The 23,420-nt window shown below is 62.4% G+C and carries 26 protein-coding genes; 14 read left to right on the top strand and 12 right to left on the bottom strand.

Translation table 11 applies throughout. From position 1 onward, the window contains the following. Window positions 1-103 precede the first annotated feature (103 nt). From K7H91_RS13850 to K7H91_RS13840, 3 genes are read left to right on the top strand one after another with little or no spacing between them, the layout of a single operon-like run. A complete protein-coding gene (locus K7H91_RS13850) occupies window positions 104-436 on the top strand; it encodes an ArsR/SmtB family transcription factor (protein ID WP_230720862.1) in 333 nt (110 codons plus the stop codon). Then, a complete protein-coding gene (locus tag K7H91_RS13845) occupies window positions 433-894 on the top strand; it encodes an SRPBCC domain-containing protein (RefSeq protein ID WP_230720861.1) in 462 nt (153 codons plus the stop codon). Before K7H91_RS13850 ends, K7H91_RS13845 begins: the two co-directional genes overlap by 4 nt. After that, window positions 884-1,354, top strand: coding sequence for an SRPBCC family protein (locus K7H91_RS13840; protein WP_230720860.1), 471 nt, complete (start codon window positions 884-886; stop codon window positions 1,352-1,354). The genes K7H91_RS13845 and K7H91_RS13840 overlap by 11 nt, the downstream gene beginning before the upstream one ends. On the opposite strand, the gene K7H91_RS13835 is transcribed toward K7H91_RS13840, so the two are convergent. Then, window positions 1,355-2,575 carry an aminopeptidase P family protein gene (locus tag K7H91_RS13835; RefSeq protein WP_230720859.1) on the bottom strand — a complete coding sequence of 407 codons (1,221 nt, stop codon included), beginning with the start codon at window positions 2,573-2,575 and terminating at the stop codon, window positions 1,355-1,357. A gap of 345 nt (window positions 2,576-2,920) precedes the next feature. Here K7H91_RS13835 and K7H91_RS13830 point away from each other — a divergent pair, with 345 nt between their 5' ends. From K7H91_RS13830 to K7H91_RS13815, 4 genes are all read left to right on the top strand, one after another. After that, window positions 2,921-3,697: a VOC family protein gene (locus K7H91_RS13830; protein ID WP_230720858.1), complete on the top strand. Its 777-nt coding sequence runs from the start codon at window positions 2,921-2,923 to the stop codon at window positions 3,695-3,697. Window positions 3,698-3,876: 179 nt separating this feature from the next. Continuing rightward, complete coding sequence (locus K7H91_RS13825; RefSeq protein WP_230720857.1) at window positions 3,877-5,400, top strand: MFS transporter; 1,524 nt, start codon at window positions 3,877-3,879, stop codon at window positions 5,398-5,400. A gap of 278 nt (window positions 5,401-5,678) precedes the next feature. Further along, window positions 5,679-6,155, top strand: a complete 477-nt coding sequence (gene greA / locus K7H91_RS13820) for a transcription elongation factor GreA (RefSeq protein ID WP_230720856.1) — start codon at window positions 5,679-5,681, stop codon at window positions 6,153-6,155. Between the two features lie 111 nt (window positions 6,156-6,266). Then, window positions 6,267-7,106: a hypothetical protein gene (locus K7H91_RS13815; RefSeq protein ID WP_230720855.1), complete on the top strand. Its 840-nt coding sequence runs from the start codon at window positions 6,267-6,269 to the stop codon at window positions 7,104-7,106. A gap of 25 nt (window positions 7,107-7,131) precedes the next feature. On the opposite strand, the gene K7H91_RS13810 is transcribed toward K7H91_RS13815, so the two are convergent. The 4 genes from K7H91_RS13810 to K7H91_RS13795 all read right to left on the bottom strand — a co-directional run bounded on the left by K7H91_RS13810 (window position 7,132) and on the right by K7H91_RS13795 (window position 12,524). Continuing rightward, window positions 7,132-7,893 carry a sulfite exporter TauE/SafE family protein gene (locus K7H91_RS13810; RefSeq protein WP_230720854.1) on the bottom strand — a complete coding sequence of 254 codons (762 nt, stop codon included), beginning with the start codon at window positions 7,891-7,893 and terminating at the stop codon, window positions 7,132-7,134. A gap of 53 nt (window positions 7,894-7,946) precedes the next feature. Beyond that, window positions 7,947-8,951, bottom strand: coding sequence for a phosphate acetyltransferase (pta, locus tag K7H91_RS13805; protein WP_230720853.1), 1,005 nt, complete (start codon window positions 8,949-8,951; stop codon window positions 7,947-7,949). Window positions 8,952-9,098: 147 nt separating this feature from the next. Continuing rightward, window positions 9,099-10,874 (bottom strand): sulfoacetaldehyde acetyltransferase, encoded by a 1,776-nt coding sequence (gene xsc, locus K7H91_RS13800; RefSeq protein WP_230720852.1) that lies wholly within the window; start codon window positions 10,872-10,874, stop codon window positions 9,099-9,101. A gap of 33 nt (window positions 10,875-10,907) precedes the next feature. After that, window positions 10,908-12,524: a GMC family oxidoreductase gene (locus K7H91_RS13795; protein ID WP_230720851.1), complete on the bottom strand. Its 1,617-nt coding sequence runs from the start codon at window positions 12,522-12,524 to the stop codon at window positions 10,908-10,910. Window positions 12,525-12,641: 117 nt separating this feature from the next. On the opposite strand from K7H91_RS13795, the gene K7H91_RS13790 reads away from it, so the two are divergent. The 4 genes from K7H91_RS13790 to K7H91_RS13775 all read left to right on the top strand — a co-directional run bounded on the left by K7H91_RS13790 (window position 12,642) and on the right by K7H91_RS13775 (window position 16,847). Continuing rightward, a complete protein-coding gene (locus K7H91_RS13790) occupies window positions 12,642-13,877 on the top strand; it encodes a TRAP transporter substrate-binding protein (RefSeq protein WP_230720850.1) in 1,236 nt (411 codons plus the stop codon). Between the two features lie 91 nt (window positions 13,878-13,968). Further along, window positions 13,969-14,637 carry a TRAP transporter small permease gene (locus K7H91_RS13785; protein ID WP_230720849.1) on the top strand — a complete coding sequence of 223 codons (669 nt, stop codon included), beginning with the start codon at window positions 13,969-13,971 and terminating at the stop codon, window positions 14,635-14,637. A 10-nt stretch (window positions 14,638-14,647) separates the two neighbouring features. After that, window positions 14,648-16,009 carry a TRAP transporter large permease gene (locus K7H91_RS13780; protein ID WP_230720848.1) on the top strand — a complete coding sequence of 454 codons (1,362 nt, stop codon included), beginning with the start codon at window positions 14,648-14,650 and terminating at the stop codon, window positions 16,007-16,009. Window positions 16,010-16,073: 64 nt separating this feature from the next. Then, entirely contained in the window at window positions 16,074-16,847 is a 774-nt protein-coding gene (locus K7H91_RS13775) for an IclR family transcriptional regulator (RefSeq protein ID WP_230720847.1), read from the top strand. Between the two features lie 57 nt (window positions 16,848-16,904). Here K7H91_RS13775 and K7H91_RS13770 read toward each other — a convergent pair whose 3' ends face one another. The 4 genes from K7H91_RS13770 to K7H91_RS13755 all read right to left on the bottom strand — a co-directional run bounded on the left by K7H91_RS13770 (window position 16,905) and on the right by K7H91_RS13755 (window position 20,483). Next, a complete protein-coding gene (locus K7H91_RS13770; protein ID WP_230720846.1) occupies window positions 16,905-17,699 on the bottom strand; it encodes a M23 family metallopeptidase in 795 nt (264 codons plus the stop codon). 195 nt (window positions 17,700-17,894) lie between these two features. Next, entirely contained in the window at window positions 17,895-19,376 is a 1,482-nt protein-coding gene (gatA, locus tag K7H91_RS13765; protein ID WP_230720845.1) for an Asp-tRNA(Asn)/Glu-tRNA(Gln) amidotransferase subunit GatA, read from the bottom strand. 42 nt (window positions 19,377-19,418) lie between these two features. Further along, window positions 19,419-19,706 (bottom strand): Asp-tRNA(Asn)/Glu-tRNA(Gln) amidotransferase subunit GatC, encoded by a 288-nt coding sequence (gene gatC / locus K7H91_RS13760; protein ID WP_230720844.1) that lies wholly within the window; start codon window positions 19,704-19,706, stop codon window positions 19,419-19,421. Between the two features lie 72 nt (window positions 19,707-19,778). Next, window positions 19,779-20,483, bottom strand: a complete 705-nt coding sequence (locus K7H91_RS13755) for a metal-dependent hydrolase (RefSeq protein WP_230720843.1) — start codon at window positions 20,481-20,483, stop codon at window positions 19,779-19,781. 99 nt (window positions 20,484-20,582) lie between these two features. Here K7H91_RS13755 and ruvX point away from each other — a divergent pair, with 99 nt between their 5' ends. After that, window positions 20,583-21,059, top strand: coding sequence for a Holliday junction resolvase RuvX (gene ruvX / locus K7H91_RS13750; RefSeq protein ID WP_230720842.1), 477 nt, complete (start codon window positions 20,583-20,585; stop codon window positions 21,057-21,059). Between the two features lie 4 nt (window positions 21,060-21,063). On the opposite strand, the gene K7H91_RS13745 is transcribed toward ruvX, so the two are convergent. Further along, entirely contained in the window at window positions 21,064-21,237 is a 174-nt protein-coding gene (locus K7H91_RS13745) for a hypothetical protein (RefSeq protein ID WP_230720841.1), read from the bottom strand. A gap of 105 nt (window positions 21,238-21,342) precedes the next feature. Between K7H91_RS13745 and K7H91_RS13740 the strand changes: the two genes are divergently transcribed. Beyond that, window positions 21,343-22,269, top strand: coding sequence for an AEC family transporter (locus tag K7H91_RS13740; RefSeq protein ID WP_230720840.1), 927 nt, complete (start codon window positions 21,343-21,345; stop codon window positions 22,267-22,269). Between the two features lie 4 nt (window positions 22,270-22,273). Further along, window positions 22,274-22,651 carry a VOC family protein gene (locus tag K7H91_RS13735; protein WP_230720839.1) on the top strand — a complete coding sequence of 126 codons (378 nt, stop codon included), beginning with the start codon at window positions 22,274-22,276 and terminating at the stop codon, window positions 22,649-22,651. A 29-nt stretch (window positions 22,652-22,680) separates the two neighbouring features. Here K7H91_RS13735 and K7H91_RS13730 read toward each other — a convergent pair whose 3' ends face one another. Both K7H91_RS13730 and K7H91_RS13725 read right to left on the bottom strand, forming a co-directional pair. Beyond that, entirely contained in the window at window positions 22,681-22,869 is a 189-nt protein-coding gene (locus K7H91_RS13730; protein ID WP_230720838.1) for a helix-turn-helix transcriptional regulator, read from the bottom strand. Next, entirely contained in the window at window positions 22,866-23,237 is a 372-nt protein-coding gene (locus tag K7H91_RS13725) for a hypothetical protein (protein ID WP_230720837.1), read from the bottom strand. Before K7H91_RS13725 ends, K7H91_RS13730 begins: the two co-directional genes overlap by 4 nt. Window positions 23,238-23,420: the final 183 nt, after the last annotated feature.

Raw genomic sequence — 23,420 nt, 5'->3', positions numbered from 1 at the left:
ATGAAGGGCAGGCCCAGCGCCTGCCCTTTTCTTTGGGGTTGACGCAGAGATTTGCCTCCTTTATTTATCCAATAGGTTAATTAACCGATGGGATAAACAAAAGATGTCCGATCCGCTGACCCAGACGCTCTCCGCCCTCGCCGATCCGACCCGCCGCGCGATCCTTGCCCGGTTGTCCAAGGGCGAAGCGACGGTGAATGAACTGGCTGAACCGTTCGCCATGTCGCTGCCGGCGGTCTCCAAGCATCTGAAGGTGCTGGAGCGCGCCGGGCTGATCTCCCGCGGCCGGGAGGCGCAGACCCGGCCCTGCCGGATAGAGCCGGAGACGCTGAAGGCGGTCGATGGCTGGCTTTCGGACTACCGGGCGCTGTGGGAACAGCGGCTCGACCGGCTGGAAGCCCATCTCGCGAAAATCCAGAAGGAGGAAACGCAATGAGCGAGGAAAAGCCCAGCGCAAGCCTCGAAATCCACAACGAAAGACACTTTCCGCAGGACCGCGATACGCTGTTTTCCGCGGTGGCCGATCCGGCAAAGCTCGCACGCTGGTGGGGGCCGCACGGGTTCGAAAACCGCATCACGGCGTTCGATTTTCGCCCCGGCGGCCGCTGGCGGATCGTCATGACCGCCTCGAACGGCGATGAATTCGACAACCACTGGAGTTTTCTGGCGATCGAGGACGGGCGCATGGTCCGCGCCCGCCATCATCTGCCGGTGCATGATTTCGTGCTGGAAATGCGGTTCGAGGATCACGCCGGCGGAAGCCGCCTTGTCTGGGTAATGGAATTCGAGCCGACCGAGGAAAACCAGGCCATGGCCCACTTCCTCAAGGCCGCCAACGACCAGAATCTCGACCGCCTTGCACAGTTTCTAAAGGGAGAAAACGATGACCGCTGAACTTGATCCCGCAAAAATCATCCGTCTGGAGCGCATAATGGACGCCCCGCGCGAACTGGTGTTCAAGGCGCTTTCCGATGAAAAGCACCTCGACCAGTGGTGGGGGCCGGAAGGGTTCGTCAACGAGACCCACGCCATGGACTTTTCCGTCGGCGGGTTGTGGCACTACACGATGCACGGTCCCGACGGCAAGGACTGGCCCAACTGGATCCGCTACACGGAGATCACCCCTCCGGCCCGCATTGCCTACGACCATGGCGGCGAACTCGGCGAGCCCGCCCATTTCCGGGGCCTGATCCTGCTCGAGGACGAAGGCGGAAAAACCCGCGTTTCGTTGATCCTGATCTTCGAAACGGTCGAGGCTCGCGACGCGACCATAGATTTCGGCGCCGTTGATGGCGGAAAGCAGACGCTTGCAAAGTTCGACGCCTACCTTCAGCGGCTTCAGAACAACGCCTGATCAGGCGCCGACGATGTTGTGCGCCGGGCCATAGGGAAAACCGGTGATGTTCTCGGCGCCGTCCTCGCCCACGACCAGAATGTCGTGCTCGCGGTAGCCGCCGGCGCCCGGCGTGCCCTCCGGCACGAACAGCATCGGCTCCATCGAAATCACCATGCCGGGCGCAAGCACGGTCTCGATATCCTCGCGCAGTTCGAGCCCTGCCTCGCGGCCATAATAATGGCTGAGCAGGCCGAAGGAATGGCCGTAGCCGAAGGAGCGGTATTGCAGCACGCCGGCCTCGGCGAAGAACCGGTTGACCTCGGCGCAGATCGCGGCGCACGAGATGCCCGGACGGATGAGCGACATACCGAGTTCATGGGCGGCGACGTTCGTCTCCCATAGCTTCAGCGACGCTGCATCCGGCGCACCGAGAAACAACGTGCGTTCCAGCGCGGTGTAGTAACCGGAGATCATCGGGAAGGCGTTGAGGCTGAGGATATCGCCCTGCCGAAGACGCCGCGCGGTCAACGGATTATGCGCGCCGTCGGTGTTCAGCCCCGACTGGAACCAGACCCAGGTGTCGCGATATTCCGCATCCGGAAAGGCTTCGGCGATGGCAAGCTCCATCGCATCACGCCCGGCCATGGCGATATCGACCTCGCGCGCGCCCTCACAGATCGCATTCCGGATCGCCGCGCCGCCGATATCGGCGATGCGGGCCCCTTCGCGGATCAACGCGATCTCCTCGGCGGACTTGATCATGCGCAGCGCCATGACATCGGCCGCGATATCGACGATTTCCGCAGCGCCGATCGCGGTTTCAAGCGCGGAGCGGGCGGCGAGGGTCATGTGGTCGCCCTCGATGCCGATCCGGGCATGCCCCTTGAGAGCACCGGCCGCCGTGCGCCAGAAATTGTCACGCTTCCAGTCGGTATAGATGATGTTGTCGCCATGGCTGCGCCGCCAGGGCTGGCCGGCATCGATATTGGCGGAGATCGTGGTGCAGCGCTCAGCGGTCACCACGCAGCCGAAGGGCCGGCCGAAGGCGCAGTAGAGAAAGCCGGAATAATAGGCAATGTTGTGCATGGAGGTGAACAGCACGGCGGTAATGCCGCGTGCCTCCATCGTCGCGCGCAGAAGCGCAAGACGGCGGTCATATTCCGCCTGGCTGAAGGGCAGCGGCGCCTTGTCGCCATTCTCGCAAACGAAATTCTCAGGGCGCGTGGCCAGTTCGTTCATGGGTCAATCCTCATCCGCTGAACCGGACGGATTGCTCCCCTGCCCGGTTCGAAGCGCCTCTTTACAAGCGCTCAAACGTCCGGGCGTGCAGGACCATTATCATGGTGATCGCGGCCTTCCCCTGCGCACGACGCCATCGGCGCGAAGGTCCACTATAAGAAAATCTAGCGCGGGCCTCGAAACTTGGCAATGCCGGTTGAGGCCGTTCGCTTAAAGTCCTGCTCTTGTCATGATCAGCCGCTACGATCCGGATGCCACTATAGGCTTGACCAGGATATTATAGGTTGATATCAACTTAAACAACAGACCACACAGCACCGGTTTCCGGCGACAGGGAGAAAACACATGGCGAGCGAATTTATCTGGTACGATCTGATGACGACGGATGCCGAGGCCGCGAAGGCCTTCTATCAGGATGTCGTCGGCTGGAAGGCTCAGGATGCCGGCCATCCCGATGTGGCCTACACGCTGCTCGGCATCGAAGGCTATGAGAGCCATGTCTGCGGTCTGATGGAACTGACCGAGGACATGTGCGCGCAGGACATTCCGCCGCACTGGATGGGCTATGTCCATGTCGAGGATGTTGACGCCAAGGCCGCCGAATTCAAGGCAGCGGGCGGCGATGTGCTGATGGCGCCGCACGACATTCAGGGGGTCGGCCGGTTTGCGGTGGTGAGCGATCCGCAGGGCGCGGCAATCAGCGTCTTCACGCCGATCGCACCTGAAAACGGCATGCCGGAGTTTCCGCCGAAAGGCACGACCGGAACCGTGGCGTGGAGCGAACTCTACACAAGCGATCCCCAGGCCGCCGTCACCTTCTACGGCAAGATGTTCGGCTGGAAGCCGACGCAAGAGGTCGATATGGGCCCGATGGGCAAATATCACCTCTTCGCCGGCGATAACGACGATCTCGGCGGCATGATGCGGATGCCCGACGGCATGCCCACGCCGGCCTGGAGCTACTATTTCCAGGTCGATGGCCTCAATGCCGCGATCGAGCGGGTGAAGGCCGGCGGCGGGCAGTTGCTCAACGGTCCGATGGACGTTCCGGACGGCGCGGTCGTCGCCCAGTTTCTGGATCCGCAGGGCGCATTCTTCTGCCTCGTCTCCATGAAACGCTGAGGATCAACGCCATTCCGACCTCAAATGCGCCGGACGACCGGCGCATTTTTCATTGCAGCCGATCTCGTGGAATCGGCTCCTAATTGGGTGCGCGAATCGCAAAATGCTGGGATGCGTCCGCGTTTTGGGGTAACGCGTGCAGCACTTCGCAAACTTGTGCCGAATCCGGAGCATACCCCATGACCGAAACCGTCAAGGCGACCCGCCGCGAATGGGTGGGCCTCGTGGTCCTTTCTGTCGCCTGTCTGGTCTATTCGATGGACCTTTCGGTGCTGTTCCTCGCCATCCCCTCGATCGTGCGCGAACTGGAGCCGTCCGCGCCGCAGCTTCTGTGGATGAACGATATCTACGGCTTCATGGTCGCGGGCTTCCTGGTGACGATGGGCGCGCTTGGCGACCGCATCGGCCGGCGCAAGCTGCTCCTGATCGGCGCGGCGGCTTTCGCCCTGACCTCGATCTTCGCCGCCATGGCCCAGACGGCGGACATGCTGATCTTCGCCCGCGCGCTGCTGGGCATTGCCGGCGCCACGGTCGCGCCCTCGACACTGTCCTTGATCATGAACATGTTTCGCGACGAGAGCGAACGCAACCGCGCGATCGGCGTCTGGGGCACGGCCTTTGCGCTCGGCGGCCTCGTCGGGCCGCTGATCGGCGGGGTGCTGCTTCATTTCTTTCACTGGGGCTCGGTTTTTCTGGTCAACGTACCGATCATGCTGGCCCTTCTGGCAAGCGGTCCCTTTCTGCTGCCGGAATACCGTTCAGGGGAGAGCCCGCGGCTCGATCTGACAAGCGTTTTCCTGTCACTGGCAACCGTGCTGCCGGTGATTTACGGCTTCAAGCAGATCGCCGCCCATGGCTTTCACGCAACCGACCTGCTGCCGGTTGCGGCCGGCATTGCCTTCGGCATCCTGTTTGTCCGCAGGCAGAACCGTATTCCCGAGCCGCTGATCGACCTCAGACTGTTCCGCCGGCCGGCCTTTACGGTCTCTATGCTGGTCAATATGGCGGTCGTGTTCTTCATGTTCTCGATCTTCCTGCTGCAGGCCCAGTTTTTCCAGCTCGTGCTGGGCATGAGCCCGCTGGAGGCAGCGCTGTGGAGCGCCCTGCCCGGTGTGTTCTTCACCGTCATGTCGCTGCAGGCGTGGCGGGTAACCAACCGCCTCGGCCCGATCCCGACGGTCATCACAGGTCTGGTGATCAACGCGGTCGGCGCCGCGGCCATCGGTATTGCCGCCTATTACCAGAGCCTTGCCGGCATGCTGATCGCCAATGTCGTTCTCGGCCTCGGCTTCATTCCCGCGATCCTGACAACGACCGGGCTGATCATCGGCTCGGCGCCGCCGGAACGCGGCGGGGTCGCCTCGGCGATGTCGGAGACCTGCGCCGAGTTCGGCGGTGCGCTCGGCGTCGGTCTCTTGGGAAGCCTCGCGACCGTAATATACCGCTTCGCCATGCAGCCGGTCGATCTTTCCGCCCTGCCGCCATCCGCCGCCTTCGACACCGGCCAGACGCTCGCCGGCGCTGTGGATGCCGCCCGTGAGCTTGGCATCAGCAACGCCCCCTGGCTCATTGCTGCGCGCGACGCCTATTGCGCAAGCTTCGCTGCCTGCGCGCTTGTTGCCGTGTTCGCCCTGCTCGCCCTGTCATTTTCCGCAAACTGGGTCTATCGCAAAGAGCCGCCGCGCCCCGTGGAAGGACACTGAACCGCCTCTTCCACAGCCCCGGCCGCGCCGCTCCCGATCGCCGTGGCTGGAGGGGTGAGACGATTTGTCTGGAATTCGCGCCGCCGCATCTGTTATAAGGCCCGTTAGCTATGAAACTGGTTCCGGGGTCACGCTTCGGAACCTGTTTCTTTTTGTGTTGCAAATCGGCCGGGAACTTCCCAAGTGAACGGCTGTTCGCCCCACGAAAACGAAGAACATGCACGGACGCGACGGAGCCCGTTTCCGCCGCGTCGAACGACAGACCAAAGGACAGTAATATGGTCGAAAAAGTACCGATGACCAAGATCGGGGCTGCCAAGCTCAGCGAGGAGCTGCGCTGGCGCCAGCAGGAGGAACGTCCCCGGATCATCCAGGCAATCGCGGAAGCGCGCGCCCATGGCGACCTTTCCGAAAACGCCGAATACCACGCCGCCAAGGAAGCCCAGAGCTACAATGAGGGCCGCATCGGCGAGCTTGAGGACGTAACCACCCGCGCGGAGATCTTCGATCCCGCCAAGATGTCGGGCGACAAGGTCCGTTTCGGCGCGACGGTCAAGCTCGTGGACGAGGACACCGAGGAAGAGAAGATTTACCAGATCGTCGGCGATCTCGAAGCCGATGTGAAGGAAGGCCGTATCTCGATTTCGTCTCCGATCTCGCGCGCCCTGATCGGCAAGGAAGTCGGCGATTCGATTGAGGTGAACGCGCCGGGCGGAGCCCGCGCCTACGAGATTCTGGAAGTTCTGTGGCGGTGAGCCCCTTGGGCTATTAGCAGAAAGGCATTGTACGCAGACCGTCTGCGTGCAATGTCCTGATTGTTGGTCGCCCCGCCCCGGTTCACACGCTCCTCACCGAGAGCTATATCAATGTCGTCTCATTCGGACACATCCAGAAGCGATTTCCCGAAAGTCGGGCTTTCCGTTCTGACGTGGAAGTCTCCGAGAACGCTGGAACGAACCCTGCATTCCCTGGCGCCTGTCAGCGACCTGTTTTCAGAGCGCAAGGTGATCTGCCAGGAAGGCAGTCCGGAGGAAATGGATATCGCCCGTAAGTTCGGGTTCGTTCCGGTCGCGACCGAAAGCAATCTCGGCATTCAGGAAGGGCTGGCCCGCTGCGCGGAAAGCCTTGAAACCGAACGTATCCTGATCGTGGAGAGCGACAATGTCTTCGTCGACAAGGAGAAGGCTCCGGCCCTCCTGAGACGCGCGATCATCCTGTTCGACCAGCACGAGATGGATGTCTTTCAAGTTTCCGGCCGCCCCAACAGAGTGTCGAAACGCTTTCTGCGCTATTGGAAAAGCGAGGAGCCGCTGCGGAAGAAGCTCCGCGCTTATCTGCGTCCGCAGGCGGCGCGACTGCGCGTCCATGAATCCCTCGCCATGCCCGGCACAATTGCGAAGGGCAACCGCTTCATTCAAAAGCTGGAAGACGAATTTTACCTCACGCATTCCGACTGCGTCAGCTGGTCCAACCGCCCATTCCTGACAACGCGCTCCTTCTTTCTCGGACCGCTTATAACATTCGCGCGTCAGAACCCGGGCAAGAAGCGGGTAAATGGCATGCCTGATCTGGAGCATCCGATCAACTGCCCAGCCAACCGACACTGGTGGTGCGGCCTCCAGGCGAAAGTTGGCGTGGCGTATCCGGGACTGTTCGAACATGACAGGCTTGAACGGCCTGCTAGCGACGAGAAAAAAGCCCTCTGATGGCTGTCTGACCGACAGATATCGCCTATCCGCGTAAAATCCCGTCCAATCCAAGAACGATTGCAAACAGCGCCGAGCATACCATCGCCAGAAGCGCCACGTTGCGATAGCTGGTCTCGGACCCGCGCCGGAAGAAATAAGCGCCGAGCGCGGAGCCGCCGGCGCATAGCGGCGCGGAAAAGAGCCCGAGCAGGACGACGTGGAGGTGAAGCGCGCCTTTGAAGGCCGCCGTCGCCAGAGCGAACACGGCAAGGATCGCGAACAGGATGATCATCGAGGCGCGCTTGGTGCGCGCCGGCACCTCGCGCGCCAGAAAATAGGCCACGACCGGCGGACCGGGCGCCGCGGCAAGACCGCTGAACAGGCCGGCGAAAAACCCGACCGCCGTGGTGGAGACCGCGCCCGGCCGAGGCCCGAGGGAAAACCTGAAGAACAGCGCAGCCGCAGCCCCGGCGGTGATCGTGCCGATCACGATCTGCGCCAGCCAGAGCGGCACGATGGAAATGAACAGCAGCCCCACCGGCGTTCCAAAAAAGGCCGCGAGCGTGAGCAGGCCGACGGCGCGGCGATCGGCATGGCCGATGCATTCCGGCAGGTCGATCAGGGTCAGCGTGATCTGCACCACCAGCACGGCGAGCACGGCATCGGCCGGCGGCACCAGCAGCACCAGAAACGGCATCGCGACCAGCGCCATGCCGAAACCGGCCAGACCGCGCAGGAAAGCGCCCATCGCCAGACAAGCGGCAAAGCCGGCGAAAACCGGAAAGGATATGGCAAGGTCGGGCATGCGCCCTCACCTCATGCCGGGATGAGGGGCGACAGCTTGCCCTCGTGATCGTCTCATTGCTGCGCACCCGCCTGGCAGGCGGTCACCGCGATCATGTCCAGCACGTCCTCAGCCGAGCAGCCGCGCGAGAGATCATTGGCCGGCTTGTCGAGCCCCTGCAGCACCGGGCCGATGGCCGAGGCGCCGCCGATGCGCTGGGCAATCTTGTAGCCGATATTGCCGGCCTGCAGATCGGGAAAGATGAAGATATTGGCTTCCCCGCCGAGCGGCTCGGCAGCCCCCTTGGATTTGGCGATTTCGGGAACGAAGGCGGCATCGAACTGCAGCGCGCCATCGACCGCGAGATCCGGACGGTTGAGCCGCACCAGCTTCACGGCCTGTTCAACCTTGTCGACCATGGGATGGGAGGCGCTGCCGCGGGTGGCGAAGGACAGCATAGCCACGCGCGGCGTGTCGCCGGTGAGCATGGAATAGGAACCGGCGGCGGCGATTGCGATCTTGCTGAGTTCCGCCGCGTCCGGATCGATCACCAGCCCGCAATCGGAAAACAGAAAGGCGCCCTTCTTGGCGTGGTGGTCGGCCTCCAGCATCATCAGGAAGAAGCTGGAAACGAGGCGGGTGCCGGGAGCAGCCCCGATCACCTGGATCGCGGTGCGAACCACATCGGCGGTCGAACATGCCGCGCCAGAGACCGTGCCGTCCGCATGCCCGGCCTTCACCATCAGGGCCGCGAAAACATAAGGATTGCGCGCGGCCTTGTCGGCATCCTCCTCGGTAACACCCTTGTGCTTGCGCAGCGTGAAATAGAGCTTCGAGAGTTCGGGCAGGAGGTCTGAGCTCTCCGGAGCGACCACCTCTATGGCTTCAGGGCAGGTTATACCGATCTCGGCGCAGAGCTTGTCGATATCGCTTTTTTCGCCAACCAGAATGATGCGGGCCACGCCCATCTCGGCTGCCTTGCAGGCCGCCTCCAGCACGCGCCGGTCATTCGATTCGGGCAGAATGATCATCTTGTTCAGGCGCTTTGCGTTGGCGAAAATTTTCTCTAGCTGGTTCATGTTCTCACCCTGCGGGTCTGATTGCGCTGATCGGGACGACGGGTCCATAAAAAGCGTTTCGACGACGATTGGCAAGGTCGCCCGCCGCCTGATTTTCAATAGGCAATGGCGGGAAGGCTTGCCCCCGCCATTGCCTCTCTTGTTGGATCAAACCGCCTGTTTGCGCATGTCCGCCCGGTTGATGCCGGCGACCGAGACCGGCTTCTTCATCGCGTCGCGGCGGAAGGGCTCGCCCAGTTCCTGGTTCAGCACCACCTCGATGAAGGTCGTCTTCCTTTCCTTCATCTGGCGCTCGACGGCCTTGTCGAGCTCCGTGGAAAGCTGTTCCATCGAGGTCACCTGAACGCCCTCGACGCCGCAGGCCTTGGCGATATCGGCATAGCGGACATCGAGCGAGAGTTCGGTGCCCACGAAATTATCGTCGAACCACAGCGTGGTGTTGCGCTTTTCCGCGCCCCACTGGTAGTTGCGGAAAATCACCATGGTGATCGCCGGCCAGTTGTCGCGCTTCAGCGACACCATCTCGTTCATGGAAATGCCGAAGGCGCCGTCGCCGGCAAAGCCGACAACCGGGGTATCCGGCTGACCGATCTTGGCACCGACGATCGCCGGGAAGCCGTAGCCGCAGGGGCCGAACAGGCCGGGCGCCAGATATTTGCGGCCCTCCTCGAAGGTCGGATAGGCATTGCCGATCGCGCAGTTATTGCCGATATCCGACGTGATGATCGCATCCTTCGGCAGCGTCTTCTGGATCGCGCGCCACGCCATGCGCGGGCTCATCCGATCCGGTTCCCGATCACGGGCGCGTTCGTTCCACGTCGTGCCCTCATCGTCTTCCTCGTGGTCAAGCGAGGTCAGTTCCTGCGCCCAGGCCGATTTGGTCTTCGCGATCAGCGCCTTGCGGTCGTCGCGATCGATATCGCCCGCGTTTCCGGCAAGCCGGTCGAGAATGCCGGTCGCGACCTTCTGCGAATCGCCGACAATGCCGACGGTGACCGGCTTGGTGAGGCCGATGCGGTCCGGATTGATGTCGACCTGAATGATCGCCGCGTCCTTCGGCCAGTAGTCGATGCCGTAGCCCGGCAGCGTCGAGAACGGGTTGAGACGGGTGCCGAGCGCCAGCACGACATCGGCCTTGGCAATCAGCTCCATCGCCGCCTTCGAACCGTTATAGCCGAGCGGACCGGCAAACAGCGGATGGTTGCCGGGAAAGGCGTCATTGTGCTGATAGCCGACGCAAACCGGCGCATCCAGCCGTTCGGCAAGCGCCCTGGACGCCTCGATCGCGCCGCCCAGAACGACGCCCGCGCCGTTGAGGATCACCGGGAATTTCGCTTCGCTGAGAAGCTTGGCGGCGCGGTCAATCGCCTGCTCCCCGCCGGCCGGTCGTTCGAATTCGACGATGGCCGGCAGTTCGATATCGATGACCTGGGTCCAGAAATCGCGCGGAATGTTGATCTGGGCCGGACCGCAGGCGCGCTTGGCCTTCAGGATCACGCGGTTCAGCACTTCGGCGATGCGCGAGGCGTCGCGCACTTCTTCCTGATAGGCAACCATGTCCTTGAACAACGCCATCTGCTCGACTTCCTGGAAGCCGCCCTGCCCGATGGTCTTGTTGGCGGCCTGCGGGGTGACAACCAGAAGCGGGGTATGGTTCCAGTAAGCGGTCTTGACGGGCGTGACCAGCGAGGTGATGCCTGGGCCGTTCTGGGCAACGACCATCGACATCTTGCCGGTGGCTCGGCTGTAGCCATCGGCCATCATCCCGGCATTGCATTCATGGGCACAGTCCCAGAACTCGATTCCGGCCTGCGGAAACAGGTCTGAAATCGGCATCATGGCCGAGCCGATAATCCCGAAGGCGTGTTCGATGCCATGCATCTGAAGAACTTTGACGAAAGCCTCTTCGGTGGTCATTTTCATGGGTAGTCTCCTCTAGAAATTTGGTGTTCGGTGTCAGGCGATCTGCCGGTTGTCCTCGCGCACGAGATCGCTGCATTTCTCGCCGATCATGATCGCCGGCGCATTGGTGTTGCCGGAAACGATCTCCGGCATAATCGAACAATCGGCGACGCGAAGGCCGGCAATGCCGCGCACCCTGAGACGCTCGTCCACGACCGCGCGCTCATCCTGGCCCATGCGGCACGTGCCGGTCGGGTGATAGATCGAGGCGGTGTAATTGCGCGCCCAGTCGAGCGTGCCCTCGTAATCATCCATGGCAAGATCGGCCGTGGGCCTGAACTCCTCGGCGATCTTGGACTTGAGCGGCGCATGGCGCGCAATTTTCCGGGCGATCTTCACGCCCTCGACAATGGTGCGCCGATCGGTCTCGGTCGACAGGTAATGCGGAAAAATCTTCGGATAGCTGCGCGGATCCGGACCGTTGAGCACGATCTCGCCCCGGCTTTCGGGCCTGAGTTGGCAGACCGACATGGTGAAGGCGGAAAACGGATGGACGCCCTCGCCGGGATTATCGGCCGACCATGGCTGGACGTGGAACTGGATATCCGGCGTTGCCACATGGTCGCCGGTGCGCATGAAGCCGGTGGCAAGGCTTGCCGCCATCGCCATCGGCCCGGCGCGGAACATCGCGTATTTCAGCGCGATCCGGGCCTGGTTGAACAGCGAGCGGACCTCGTCGTTCAACGTCGGCTCGTTGCACTTGAACACCAGACGGGCCTGAAGATGATCCTGAAGGTTGCGCCCGACATCCGGCGCGTGATGGACGACCTCGATGCCGTTGTCCTTCAGTTGCGCACCGTCGCCGATACCCGACAGCATCAGCAGTTGCGGCGAGTTGATCGTGCCCGACGACAGGATCACCTCACGCCGGCAGGTCACCAGTGCCTCGCTTCTGCCATGCGCCAGATAGCTGACGCCGGTGGCGCGGCCGTTCTCGATCTCGACCTTCTTCACCAGCGCGCCGGTGACGATCTTCAGGTTGGGCCGGTTCTTGACCGGATTGAGGAAGGCGACGGCGGCGCTGCAGCGCCGGCCCTTGCGGGCGGTGAGCTGGAAATAGCCGACGCCCTCCTGGGTCTCGCCGTTATAGTCCGGATTGAACGGGTAGCCCGCCGCGGTGGCGGCCGCCACCCAGGCATCGCAGATCGGGCGCTGCAGCCGCATGTTGGAGACCGACAGCTCGCCTTCTGCGCCGTGAAATTGGTCGGCCCCGCGCTCCTGGTTTTCCGAGCGCTTGAACAGCGGCAGCACGTCCTCCCAGCTCCAGCCGCGATTGCCCATCTGCGCCCAGCGGTCGTAGTCGCTCGACTGACCGCGCACGTAAAGCAGCCCGTTGAGGGAGGAGGAGCCGCCGAGCACCTTGCCGCGCGGCCAGTCGAGCGAACGGCCGTTGAGGCCGGGGTCCGGTTCGGTCTTGTAGCACCAGTCCACCGTCGGATTGTGCATCGTCTTGAAATAGCCGACCGGAATGTGAATCCACGGATTGCGATCCGCCGGGCCCGCCTCCAGCAGCACGACGCTGACATTCGGATCGGCGCTCAGCCGGTTGGCGATGACGCAGCCGGCGGAGCCCGCGCCGACGATCACATAGTCTGCTTCCAGCCGCTCCATGAGCCCCCCTCAAGCCCTGAATTTGCCGCCGAAGCGACGAAAGTATCTTGCAAGGGCATTCGATATATGATTGATTTCGATACCGCAAGTCTCATTTTTCGACAGGGAGGGAAGAAAATGACAGGACTGGACGAAAAGCTGCGCAACATATCGCGCCGCGATCTTTTCAAATTATCGGGACGTTTCGGATTGAGCTCGACGCTGCTGGCGGCAAGCTCGATGGCGGGGGTCGTCACACTACCGAGTCTGGCAAAGGCCGTTGAATCCACATACGAAAAACGCTTCGGCAACGAACCGAAATACACGCTGAAATACGGCGCGGCCGGCTTTAATGCCCAGAACACGCTGATCGAACGCGTCGGCTGCCTGGAATTCGCCCGCGACCTGGAAGAGCGCACCAACGGGCTGGTCCGCGTCGAGTTCATCGGCGACAACCAGATCTGCGGCCAGCTCAACTGCGTCGAAAAGACCCAGCTCGGCATTGTCGATATCTACACCGCCTCGACCCAGAATTCGGCCGGCGGCGCGCCTTATCTGAACGTGCTCGATTACGCCTATATGTTCCCGGGCCGCGCCTCGCAGTATCATTTCTTCTACAGCCCCGAATCGCAGCGCATCCTGCGCGACCCGCTGGAAAAGCGGCACGGGCTGAAGTTCCTGTTCACCCATTGCGAACTGCGCGGCATCCAGCTCGGGCTGAAATATTCCGACAAGCCGACCATCACAAAGCTCGAGGAACTGTTCGGCACCAAGAACCGGGTGACCGGCACCCAGCTCGGCCGCATCGCCATGCAGCTCCTGAACCTCAACCCGGTTCCGATCGCCTGGGAGGAAACGCTGGACGGGCTGAAGCAGGGCCTGATCGATGGCGCGGAAACCTGGGCATCTGCGGTGGCCTACGCCAACATGGCGCCGGTGGTCTCGCAATCGGTGGATCTCAAATTCTTCTGCGGCACCGAGCATACCTCGATGAATGCCAAGGTGTTCGACAGTTTCGAGCCCGAAGTTCAGGATGCGGTGATGGAATCCTCTTACTTCACCCAGGCCGTGATCCAGGGCGCGAACGAGGCCGCACTCGTGAAGACGGTCGGCTTCTCCGATCCGCAGCTTCCCAATACGGTGTTCGCCGACAACAATGTCCGCCCGGCCTTTCTCGCCGACGACCAGATCAAGATGGCCGAGGAAATGTGCTCGCCGGAATACAATCCGGAACCGTGGGAACAGTGGCGCGAGCGCCTCAACAACTGGGCCGGCGGCATCGACACCTACACCGAGATCAGCGCCATCGCACGGCAGGTGCCCGCCGACATGAAGCCGGAAAACGTCGAGCCGCGCCGCTGGTGGAAGAGCTGATCTGACCCGCTGAAACAAGATTGCGGCCGGCATTTCGAGGAGAAATGCCGGCTGTAGGTAATCATGCCCGCATTTTGGGAGGAGAATGACGATGGATTCGTTGTTTGGCGGCGCCTGGTCGATCGTTGCGGCGATCGGAAGCTGGGATTCATGGACGATCAGCGAGGCGATGCGTTCCGATGGCGCATGGCTCGTCGGTCTGGTCGTGACGATTGTGGGCGGCCTGCTGGTGGCGTTCATCTACGCCCGCCTGCCCTTCCTCGAACGGCATCTCGAAAAGACGGTGATGATCTGGTCCTACCTCCTGATCGCCACAATTCTCTCGGTGGAAGTCTTCCGCCGCTTCGTGTTTTCCGTTCAGGAACCGTGGTCGACCACCCTGCCCCCGTTCCTGTTCCTGTTCATGACCTGGGCGGGCTGCGCCTATAACATGAAGTTCCGCAACCATCTGAGTTTCGCCGAGTTCCGGGCCATGATGCCGCGCGCCGGGCAGTTCGCCTGCCTCGTGCTGGACGCCGCGCTCTGGCTGTTGTTTTCCTGGGTGGTCATCGTCACCTCGACGCGGGTGGTGTTCAATTCCGCCGCCAATTTCCAGATCCTGCTCGGCACCGACAATGTGCTGCAATGGTGGCTTCTCACCTCCGTTCCGGTCAGCTTCCTGCTGATGGCCGGACGCGCCTTCGAGAATCTCGCGATCGACTACCAGAACTACCGGGACGGCGCGCCGCTGATTTCCGCCACGACCCAATTCGGCGACTGAGGAGCCTTTGATGTCTGATTCTCTCTGGATCACCCTTATCTCGCTCGGCGCAACCGGCGTCTTCCTGCTCGGCGTTCCGGTGCTGCTGGTCATCGGCATCTGGGTCATCGGCATGAGCCTGCTGCTCGGCCTGCCGCTCGACAATCTCGGCTCCGCGCTTTCCGATGTCTTCACCGATGGCTTCGCGCTGCTTGCCATGCCGCTGTTCATCCTCACCGGCGACCTGATCAACCAGTCGGGCATCGCGCGGCGCATGTCGGATTTCGCCTATTCATGCCTTGGCTGGCTGCGCGGCGGGCTCGCCATGGCGGCAATCGGCGCCTGCGGGCTGTTTGCGGCGATCTCCGGCTCCAACTCGGCGACCACCGCCACGATCGGCTCGATGCTACATCCGGAAATGAAGAAGGGCGGCTATGACGAGCGCTTCTCCGCGGCGACGGCCGCGGCCGGCGGCACGCTCGGCATCATCATTCCGCCGTCGATCATCTTCATCGTCTACGGCTTCCTGATGAACCTGCCGATCTCCGAACTGTTCGTCGCCGGCATCATTCCCGGCATATTGATGGGCCTTGCGATGATGGCGTTTTGCTGGGTCATCTGCACGATCAATGGCTGGGGCCATCTGATCCGGCTGCAGCCGTCCCGGGTCTTCAAGACCGGCCTCGGCTCATGGCTGGGCTTCTTCGCCATCGGCATCGTGCTGTGGGGCATCTATACCGGCAAATTCTCGCCGACGGAGGCCGCCGCCGTCACGGTCGCGTTCTGCGTCGTCGTCGGCTTCGTCAGCCTGCCGCTGCACAAGATGATGGGTTCGCCGAGCGAAGATCGCCCGCCGAGCGAACGCAGCTATGGCGAAATGCTGGTGGTGCGCGGCTTCAGCCCGATCGATATTCCGAAGATCACGCTGCGCTCGGCCCAGATCACCGGCATTCTGGCCCCGCTGATCGCGATCTCGGTCGTCATGCAGCAGATCCTGTCGGTCATGGGCGCGGAAGACGCGATCGGCGGCTTCGTGCGCTCCATGGGCGGGTATTATCCGGTGCTGTTCACCGCGATGGCGATCGTCTTCGTCACCGGGATGGTCCTTGAAAGCCTGCCGACCACGATCATCATGGCGCCGATCCTCGCGCCGATCGCAGCCTCGATCGGCGTCGATCCGATCCAGTTTGCGGTGATCTTCCTGGTCGGCGCCTCGATCGGCTTCATCACCCCGCCCTACGGGCTGAACCTTTACGTTGCCGCGGGCGTGACCGGCGTGAGCTACTTCAGGATACTGCGCTATATCTACCCCTATATCCTGGCGCTTGTCGCGGTGTGGATACTGGTGGCCCTTGTGCCTTCGCTTTCCACAATGCTACTGCCGAACAGGTAAGCCCCCGGGACGGCGGAGCATCCGCCGCCCCGATCAGTTCATAATGAAAAATGGTGGCAATCCAGTGGATGATCAGACCGGCCAGATACCGACCAACCTTCGCCTGCTGATGGTGCTGGAGGCGCTCGCCGAAGCGGGCGCGCCGGTCACGCCGACGGAAGTCAACCAGGCGCTGGGCCTGCCGAAGCCGACCATCCACCGGCTGTTTTCGACGCTCGAGGCCGAGGGCTTCATCCAGCGCGAGATCGACGGTCGCGGCTATTCGCCCGGAAGCCGGCTTCGGATCATGTCGGCGGGGATCATGTCGTCGCTCAGGATCCGCACCGCCCGCCAGGCGATCCTCACGGCGCTGGCCGAACAGATCAACGAGACCTGCAACATCTCGCTGCCGGACCGCGACGCGATGATCTATCTGGAGCGCGTGGAGACCAAATGGCCGCTGAGGATCCAGCTTCCCGTGGGTTCGCGGGTGCCGTTCTACTGCACCTCCGCCGGCAAGATCTATCTGAGTTCGCTCGATGACAAACATCTGAAGGGCTATCTGAACGCGGCCGAACTGACCCCGCGCGCCGCCAACACCATGACCACGCCCGAAGCGGTCATGGCCGAAATCCAGCGCATCCGCAAGAACGGCTATTCCACCGACAACGAGGAGTTCATGGACGGCATGATCGCCGTCGCCGTGCCGATCCGCGACGCCTTCGGCCGCTTGGTCTCCTCGCTCTCCTTCCACGCTCCCTTGCAGCGCCTGTCGCTGGAAGAGGCGATCGGTCATGTCGGCCTGCTGAACGAGGCCTCGGCAAAGCTCTCGGCGCTGATCACCAGCCCGGCGGAGTGAGGCCGAGGCAGGTCGCTCATGCTTGCAGCCCCCCCCCGCCGACGCCCGGAACAATCGTCAGGCGTCGTCGTCCCCGTCCACATAGTCCCTGAATTTGGCCAGTGCCGTACCCTCAAGCCTGCCTTCGCGGATGAAGTGTACCTTTCGCGGGTCAACCTTGCGGCCATTGATCGAGACTTCGTAGTGCAGATGCGCGCCGGTGACGAGGCCGGTCTTGCCGACATAGCCGATCAGCTGACCCTGCTCCACATGGCTGCCCGTCGCCACGCCCGCGGCGAACTTGCTCTGGTGGCTGTAGCTGGTCTCGTAGCCGTGCCCGTGATCAATCTCGATCCTCTTGCCGTCGCCGCCATGGGAGCCGGCAAAGGTCACCGTCCCGTCGGCGGCGGCGTAGATCGGCGTGCCGACGGGGGCCGCCCAGTCCGCGCCCGAATGCATGCGCGAATAGCCGAGCACCGGATGATGCCGCGGGCCGAAGCCGGATGTCGCCCGGCCATCGGGCACCGGATTGCGCAACAGATATTGGCCCAGCCTGTTGCCGTCGCCATCGAAATAGCCGGCCTTCCCGCTTTCCGGGTCACGGTAGCGATAGACGCTGATCTTGTTGCTGCCGAGTTGCAGCACCATGTCCAGCGCCTTCGAGGCCGCCGTCAATGTCTGGGCGGGCTTGTCCGCGGCATAGGACAGACGCAGCCGGTCATCGGGGCCGGCAGCCCCGTCGGCCTCCGACTTGCCTTCCAGCGGGCTTACGAAATGATCGATCGCGGCTGTCTCGTTCTGCGGCGAGAGCGCGGGCGTACAGGCCGACAGCGCAACGAGGCCTGCCAGCATCACCAGAGAAAACGTTTTCAAACCTTGCCTTCCAAATCAGTTTTGGCCGGCAAGAGCCCTTTGAATATGGCGGAAATGACACCCGGAGGCGGCAGGAAAAAGAGGTCTTGAGAATGCCGCAGAATGACCCAGATTCAGGGCGAGGGTAACGTCAGATCGGTGAGAAAACCGAAGCCCGGCAGCGCGCGCCGCCGGGTTTGGCGAACCGGCGGAAAACTACCACCATTTCTCCGGCGTGAACCTGCCCGCTGCCTGTTCCATCACGGCGGCGGTGCGGAACAGGGTTTCTTCCTCGAACGGCTTGCCGATGAGCTGGAGGCCGAGGGGGAGGCCCTTGGGGTTGAGGCCGGCGGGCACGGAGATGCCGGGAAGGCCGGCCATGTTGACCGTCACCGTGAAGATGTCGTTCAGATACATCTTGACCGGATCATTCGCCATGTCCTGATCGGCGATGCCGAAGGCGGCCGACGGGGTGGCCGGCGTCAGAATGGTGTCGACGCCTTCGGCGAACACGTTTTCGAAGTCGCGCTTGATCAGCGTGCGCACCTTCTGGGCCTTCAGGTAATAGGCATCGTAATAGCCGGCGGAAAGCACATAGGTGCCGATCATGATGCGGCGCTGCACTTCCTTGCCGAAACCTGCGGCGCGCGTCTTTTCATACATGTCGGCAATATCCTTGCCGTCCACGCGCAACCCGTATCTGACGCCGTCATAGCGGGCAAGGTTGGAGGAGGCCTCGGCGGGCGCGACGATGTAATAGGCCGGCAGCGCGTATTTGGTGTGCGGCAGCGAGATATCGACGATCTCGGCGCCGGCATCCTTCAGGATGGCGATGCCCTGCTGCCACAGCTTTTCGATTTCCTCCGGCATGCCGTCGACGCGGTATTCCCTCGGAATGCCGATCTTCATGCCCTTGACCGACTGGCCGATGGCGGCTTCGTAATCCGGCACGGGCAGATCGACCGAGGTCGTGTCCTTGTCATCGACGCTCGCCATGGATTTCAGCAGGATCGCCGCGTCGCGCACATCACGGGCGATCGGGCCGGCCTGATCAAGCGAGGAGGCGAATGCCACCACGCCCCAACGCGAGCAGCGGCCATAGGTGGGCTTGATGCCGACCGTGCCGGTAAACGCCGCCGGCTGGCGGATCGAGCCGCCGGTATCGGTCGCGGTCGCGCCTGCGCACAGATGTGCCGCGACGGCCGCCGCCGACCCGCCCGACGAGCCGCCCGGCACCAAATCCATGTTCGAACCCTTGGCCTTCCACGGGTTGATCACCGGCCCGTAATGGGAGGTCTCGTTGGAGGAGCCCATGGCGAACTCGTCCATGTTGAGCTTGCCGAGCATCACCGCGCCATCATCCCAGAGGTTCTGGGTCACGGTCGATTCATATTTCGGCTTGAACCCGTCGAGAATGTGGGATGCCGCCTGGGTGTGCACGTCACGGGTGCCGAACAGGTCCTTGACGCCGAGCGGAATGCCCTCCAGCGCGCCGGCGGTGCCCTGCGACAGCTTCAGGTCGGAGGCCTTGGCCATCGCCGTCGCCTTGTCGTGGGTAACCGCGACATAGGCGTTGAACGCGGCATTGTGCGTGTCGATCGCCTTCAGATAGGCGGCCGTCAGCTCGGTCGCGGTGATTTCCTTGCCCTTGAGCTTGTCGCGGGCCTCGGCGATGGTCAGGCTGGTCAGTTCGGTCATATGCGTCACTTTGTTGCGGGTCGCTGGGGAAGGTGGTGGGGTCTATTCGACGACCTTCGGCACCAGGAAGAAATTGCGTTCCGTCTCGGGCGCGTTGGCGACGATATCATCGGCCTTGTCGCCATCGGTGACGACGTCCTCGCGCTTCTTCATCGCCATCGGCATGACCGAGGTCATCGGCTCGACGCCCTCGACATTCACCTCGCCAAGCTGTTCGACGAAACCGAGAATCGCATTCAGCTCGCCGGTCATGCGCTCGGCCGCTTCGTCATCGACGGCGATGCGGGCCAGCTTGGCAACACGTTTTACGGTCGCGGTGTCTACGGACATGAAAGCTCTCCGGTTCTAATCTGTCCCTGACGCTATAAAGGGCGGGACCGCCCTTCGCAACGGGGCAATTGATCAGAGTTCGACCGTTTCGCCCGGTTTCGGCGTCAGCACTTCCGTCGGCCCCGAGGCCATGCCGGTCACGAAGGACTCCGGCGTCTGGTCGATGATCGGGAATGTGCCGTAGTGGATCGGCAGCACCGTCTCGAAATTGAAATAGCGCTGGCAGGCAAGCGCCGCCACCGCGCCGCCCATGGTGAAACGGTCGCCGACCGGCACCAGACCCACCTGCGGGGCGTGCAACTCGTTGATCAGCGCCATGTCGGCAAAGATGTCGGTATCGCCCATGTGATAGGTCGTCGGTTCGTCATCGATATGCAGCATCAGCCCGTTCGGATTGCCGAGCGCATGAGAAACGCCATCCTCGGTGATGAAGGCGGAGGAATGCAGGGCATTGGTGAAGGTGACGGTGAAGTTTCCGAAATCGATCGTGCCGCCGGTATTGCCGGCCTCCAGCTTTTCAACGCCCTTTTTGCCGAGCCAGGCGGCAAGGTCGGCATTGGCGAGCACGGTGGCGCCGGTCTCCTTGGCGATCGGAACGGTATCGCCGAGGTGGTCGCCATGGCCGTGGGTGAGCAGGATATGGGTGACGCCCTTGACCGCGGCATCGCGATCGAGCCCCTTGAACGACGGGTTGCCGGTCAGGAACGGGTCGATGAGAATGGTTGCCTTCGCGGTTTCCAGACGAAACGCGGAATGCCCGAGCCAGGTAAGCTTCATTTTGCTTTTCCTCCTTGCTGGCGTTAAGTGTTCCTCCAACACCTAATGCGATCGCGCGCCATTTTCCATCACAGCGCGGCAAAAGGCGCCAGGAAAATAATGACAGTCCATACAATCGAAGAACTGGCCGCAGCGCTTGGTCCCGCCACAGCCATTGCCGGGCTCGATCTCGGCACCAAGACCATCGGCCTTGCCGTTTCCGACCTCTCTCGCCGATTTGCCACGCCGCGGCCGGTGCTGAAGCGGACCAAGTTCACCCGGGATGCCGAAACGCTTCTAGCCTTTGCCGAGAAGGAGCGCATCGCCGGTTTCGTCATCGGCCTGCCGATGAACATGGATGGCAGCGCCGGGCCGCGCGTGCAGGCGACCCGGGCCTTCGTGCGCAGCATGGAAGAAAAGACCGCTCTGCCGTTCTGCTTCTGGGATGAGAGACTGTCGACGGTTGCCGCAGAACGCGCGCTGCTGGAGATGGATGTCTCGCGCCAGAAACGCGCCGGACGAATCGATTCGGCGGCCGCCTCGTTCATTCTTCAGGGCGCGCTCGACCGCATGGCGACCATCGCCCGACAGCAATGACGGGTTATTCCTGCATCGGCTCCAGATCGCCGCGCATCATGCGGTTGGGGTCGAACATGTAATCCACGAAAGCGATCGCCAGCAGGATCGCGCCGCTGACGGCGAGTTCCACCGGCAGGCATGCGAGACACACGCCCAGTATCGCCACCTGATAACGCCGCACGCGGACTTCCTGCATTTGTTTTACCCTTCCGCGCTTATCTCTGGCAGAAACCGCAACCATCTGGCAAGCAGTGATCGGCGGCAAAGTTAACCGCGGCACAATTGATAACCGGGAATCCGCATGCTCATCATCTTCGAAAGCGTCCTGCCGATCTTCCTCGTCATCGCCTTCGGGGCGGTGTTGAAGCGCGTTCCGCTGTTCAGCGAGGCGTTCTGGTCCGGCCTCAACCAGCTCGGCTATTATGTGCTGTTTCCCGCGCTTCTGGTCACCACGCTGGCGCGCGCGGATTTCTCCTCGCTTGAAGCCGGCCGGATCGGCTGGGTCGCGCTCCTGGCCGTTGCCGCGATAACCGCGCTTTCAATCGCGCTCTGGCCCATCCTGAGGCGCACCGGCCTCGGCCGCCCGGCCTTCACCTCGGTATTCCAGACGACAACGCGCTGGAACGCCTTTGTGGCGCTCGCGATCGCCGACAAATTCGCGGGTCTTGAGGGCATGGCGGTGATCTCGTTGATGATGACGGCGACGATCGTGCCGCTCAACATCATCAACGTTCTCGTGCTGGTCTCGTTTTCGGAGGAAAAAACCGACATCAGGGTGATGGTGCGCAATGTCGTCACCAACCCGATGATTATCGCAGCACTTGTCTCGATCGTCATCAATGTCTTGGGCATACCGATCTATGACCCGCTCTATGCCGCCCTCGATCTGCTCGCCCGCGCGGCGCTCGGCATGGGCCTGCTTCTGGTCGGCGCGGGGCTGGTGATTGCCGACGCGCTGAAGCCTAAGCCGATGGTGCTGCTGCCGACGGCGCTGAAGCTGATCCTGTTTCCGCTGGTCACCTACGCGCTTGCCACGGCCTTCGGCATCACCGGCATGACGCTCACCGTCATGGTGCTCGGCGCCAGCGTTCCGACCGCCATGAACGGCTATGTGCTCGCCCGCCAGCTCGGCGGCGACGCCCGGCTCTATTCCGCCGTCGTCACCGTGCAGACGGTGGCCTCGATCATAACGCTGCCGATCGCCCTGCTGCTCGTGGGCGGCGGCTGAGGCCATGGCAAAACCGGTCTTCATCAATACGCTCGTCTTCGTTTCCGACATGAAACGGTCGCTCGCCTTTTATTGCGACCTGCTCGGCCAGACGATCGCGCAGGACCACGGCGATTTCGTCCAACTGGAAAACGGCCTCGCGCTCCATAACGGCCCCGCGCTGGAGACCACCATGTTCGGCGCGCCCACCGGCGCGCGAAGCCGGTACGGTCGCGGCAATCTGGTGCTCTATTTCGAAACCGACGACCTTGAGGCGATGTTTGCGCGGATGCCTCAAGAGACGGAACTAATCCACCCCATCGAAACCCAAGCCTGGGGCCAGAAGGTGTTTCGCTGCTATGATCCGGACGGACACATTGTCGAGGTCGGGGAGCCGATGTAACGCTCTGGCTTCCCCGAGGCCGGGAATTCCTACGGCAGGAATATGTCCTCGATTGCGCGTTCGAACAGGCGCGCAATCGCGAAGGCGAGCGGCAGGCTCGGATCGTAACGTCCGCGCTCAAGCGCGTTGACGGTCTGACGGGAGACTTCAAGCCGCGTGGCCAGATCCGCCTGCGACCAGCCGCGGGCACGCCGCAACTCCTGGATACGGTTGTTCATCGATAGCGAATCCGCCCGATCACCAAACCGGCCACCCACAAAACCGCCATTAGCGGCCAGACGACGAACATGGAAAGCCGCGGCATGCCAATGCCTTCCAGAAACCCGTAGCCGAAGGTGATCAGCGCCGTGCCGGCAAATGCGAGCGACAGTGCTTCCAGCTGCAATTTGCGCTGCATTTCATCGAGCCTGGCGATCGAACGAAACACGATCCAGCATATCGCCGCCGCAGGCAGCATGGGCGCGATCGAGAGAGAGATGCGCAACCAGTCCGGCTCAACACCGCCGGCCAGAAGCCGTTGGGCGAGGAAGAGCGTCAGCATGTATGCGGCGAGACCTGCAAACATCAGACCCAGGTATTTTTTCATAGCGCACCCCCTGTAAAGCTTACTTTACATTGAAGCTGAGCATTCCCGATGTCAAGCTCGCTTTCCATGGATTTCAATCGCACCAATAAAAAAGCCCCGCCGGATCGCTCCGGCGGGGCTTCTCAATTTCGTTCGATCAAGTCTTACTTGATGATCGAGGCGACGATGCCGGCGCCGACGGTG

This window comes from Martelella mediterranea, from assembly GCF_021021415.1.
Taxonomy (GTDB): Bacteria; Pseudomonadota; Alphaproteobacteria; order Rhizobiales; family Rhizobiaceae; genus Martelella; species Martelella mediterranea_C.
The sequence above is the reverse complement of the archived record's forward strand: the minus strand, read 5'-3'. Positions and strand labels throughout refer to the sequence as shown.

Excerpts from the sequence above, each read along its gene's own strand:
- K7H91_RS13850 (WP_230720862.1), top strand. The coding sequence starts at position 104 with ATGTCCGATCCGCTGACCCAGACGCTCTCCGCCCTCGCCGATCCGACC.
- K7H91_RS13845 (WP_230720861.1), top strand. The coding sequence starts at position 433 with ATGAGCGAGGAAAAGCCCAGCGCAAGCCTCGAAATCCACAACGAAAGA.
- K7H91_RS13840 (WP_230720860.1), top strand. The coding sequence starts at position 884 with ATGACCGCTGAACTTGATCCCGCAAAAATCATCCGTCTGGAGCGCATA.
- K7H91_RS13835 (WP_230720859.1), bottom strand. The coding sequence starts at position 2,575 with ATGAACGAACTGGCCACGCGCCCTGAGAATTTCGTTTGCGAGAATGGC.
- K7H91_RS13830 (WP_230720858.1), top strand. The coding sequence starts at position 2,921 with ATGGCGAGCGAATTTATCTGGTACGATCTGATGACGACGGATGCCGAG.
- K7H91_RS13825 (WP_230720857.1), top strand. The coding sequence starts at position 3,877 with ATGACCGAAACCGTCAAGGCGACCCGCCGCGAATGGGTGGGCCTCGTG.
- greA (WP_230720856.1), top strand. The coding sequence starts at position 5,679 with ATGGTCGAAAAAGTACCGATGACCAAGATCGGGGCTGCCAAGCTCAGC.
- K7H91_RS13815 (WP_230720855.1), top strand. The coding sequence starts at position 6,267 with ATGTCGTCTCATTCGGACACATCCAGAAGCGATTTCCCGAAAGTCGGG.
- K7H91_RS13810 (WP_230720854.1), bottom strand. The coding sequence starts at position 7,893 with ATGCCCGACCTTGCCATATCCTTTCCGGTTTTCGCCGGCTTTGCCGCT.
- pta (WP_230720853.1), bottom strand. The coding sequence starts at position 8,951 with ATGAACCAGCTAGAGAAAATTTTCGCCAACGCAAAGCGCCTGAACAAG.
- xsc (WP_230720852.1), bottom strand. The coding sequence starts at position 10,874 with ATGAAAATGACCACCGAAGAGGCTTTCGTCAAAGTTCTTCAGATGCAT.
- K7H91_RS13795 (WP_230720851.1), bottom strand. The coding sequence starts at position 12,524 with ATGGAGCGGCTGGAAGCAGACTATGTGATCGTCGGCGCGGGCTCCGCC.
- K7H91_RS13790 (WP_230720850.1), top strand. The coding sequence starts at position 12,642 with ATGACAGGACTGGACGAAAAGCTGCGCAACATATCGCGCCGCGATCTT.
- K7H91_RS13785 (WP_230720849.1), top strand. The coding sequence starts at position 13,969 with ATGGATTCGTTGTTTGGCGGCGCCTGGTCGATCGTTGCGGCGATCGGA.
- K7H91_RS13780 (WP_230720848.1), top strand. The coding sequence starts at position 14,648 with ATGTCTGATTCTCTCTGGATCACCCTTATCTCGCTCGGCGCAACCGGC.
- gatA (WP_230720845.1), bottom strand. The coding sequence starts at position 19,376 with ATGACCGAACTGACCAGCCTGACCATCGCCGAGGCCCGCGACAAGCTC.
- gatC (WP_230720844.1), bottom strand. The coding sequence starts at position 19,706 with ATGTCCGTAGACACCGCGACCGTAAAACGTGTTGCCAAGCTGGCCCGC.
- K7H91_RS13755 (WP_230720843.1), bottom strand. The coding sequence starts at position 20,483 with ATGAAGCTTACCTGGCTCGGGCATTCCGCGTTTCGTCTGGAAACCGCG.
- ruvX (WP_230720842.1), top strand. The coding sequence starts at position 20,583 with ATGACAGTCCATACAATCGAAGAACTGGCCGCAGCGCTTGGTCCCGCC.
- K7H91_RS13745 (WP_230720841.1), bottom strand. The coding sequence starts at position 21,237 with ATGCAGGAAGTCCGCGTGCGGCGTTATCAGGTGGCGATACTGGGCGTG.
- K7H91_RS13740 (WP_230720840.1), top strand. The coding sequence starts at position 21,343 with ATGCTCATCATCTTCGAAAGCGTCCTGCCGATCTTCCTCGTCATCGCC.
- K7H91_RS13735 (WP_230720839.1), top strand. The coding sequence starts at position 22,274 with ATGGCAAAACCGGTCTTCATCAATACGCTCGTCTTCGTTTCCGACATG.
- K7H91_RS13730 (WP_230720838.1), bottom strand. The coding sequence starts at position 22,869 with ATGAACAACCGTATCCAGGAGTTGCGGCGTGCCCGCGGCTGGTCGCAG.
- K7H91_RS13725 (WP_230720837.1), bottom strand. The coding sequence starts at position 23,237 with ATGAAAAAATACCTGGGTCTGATGTTTGCAGGTCTCGCCGCATACATG.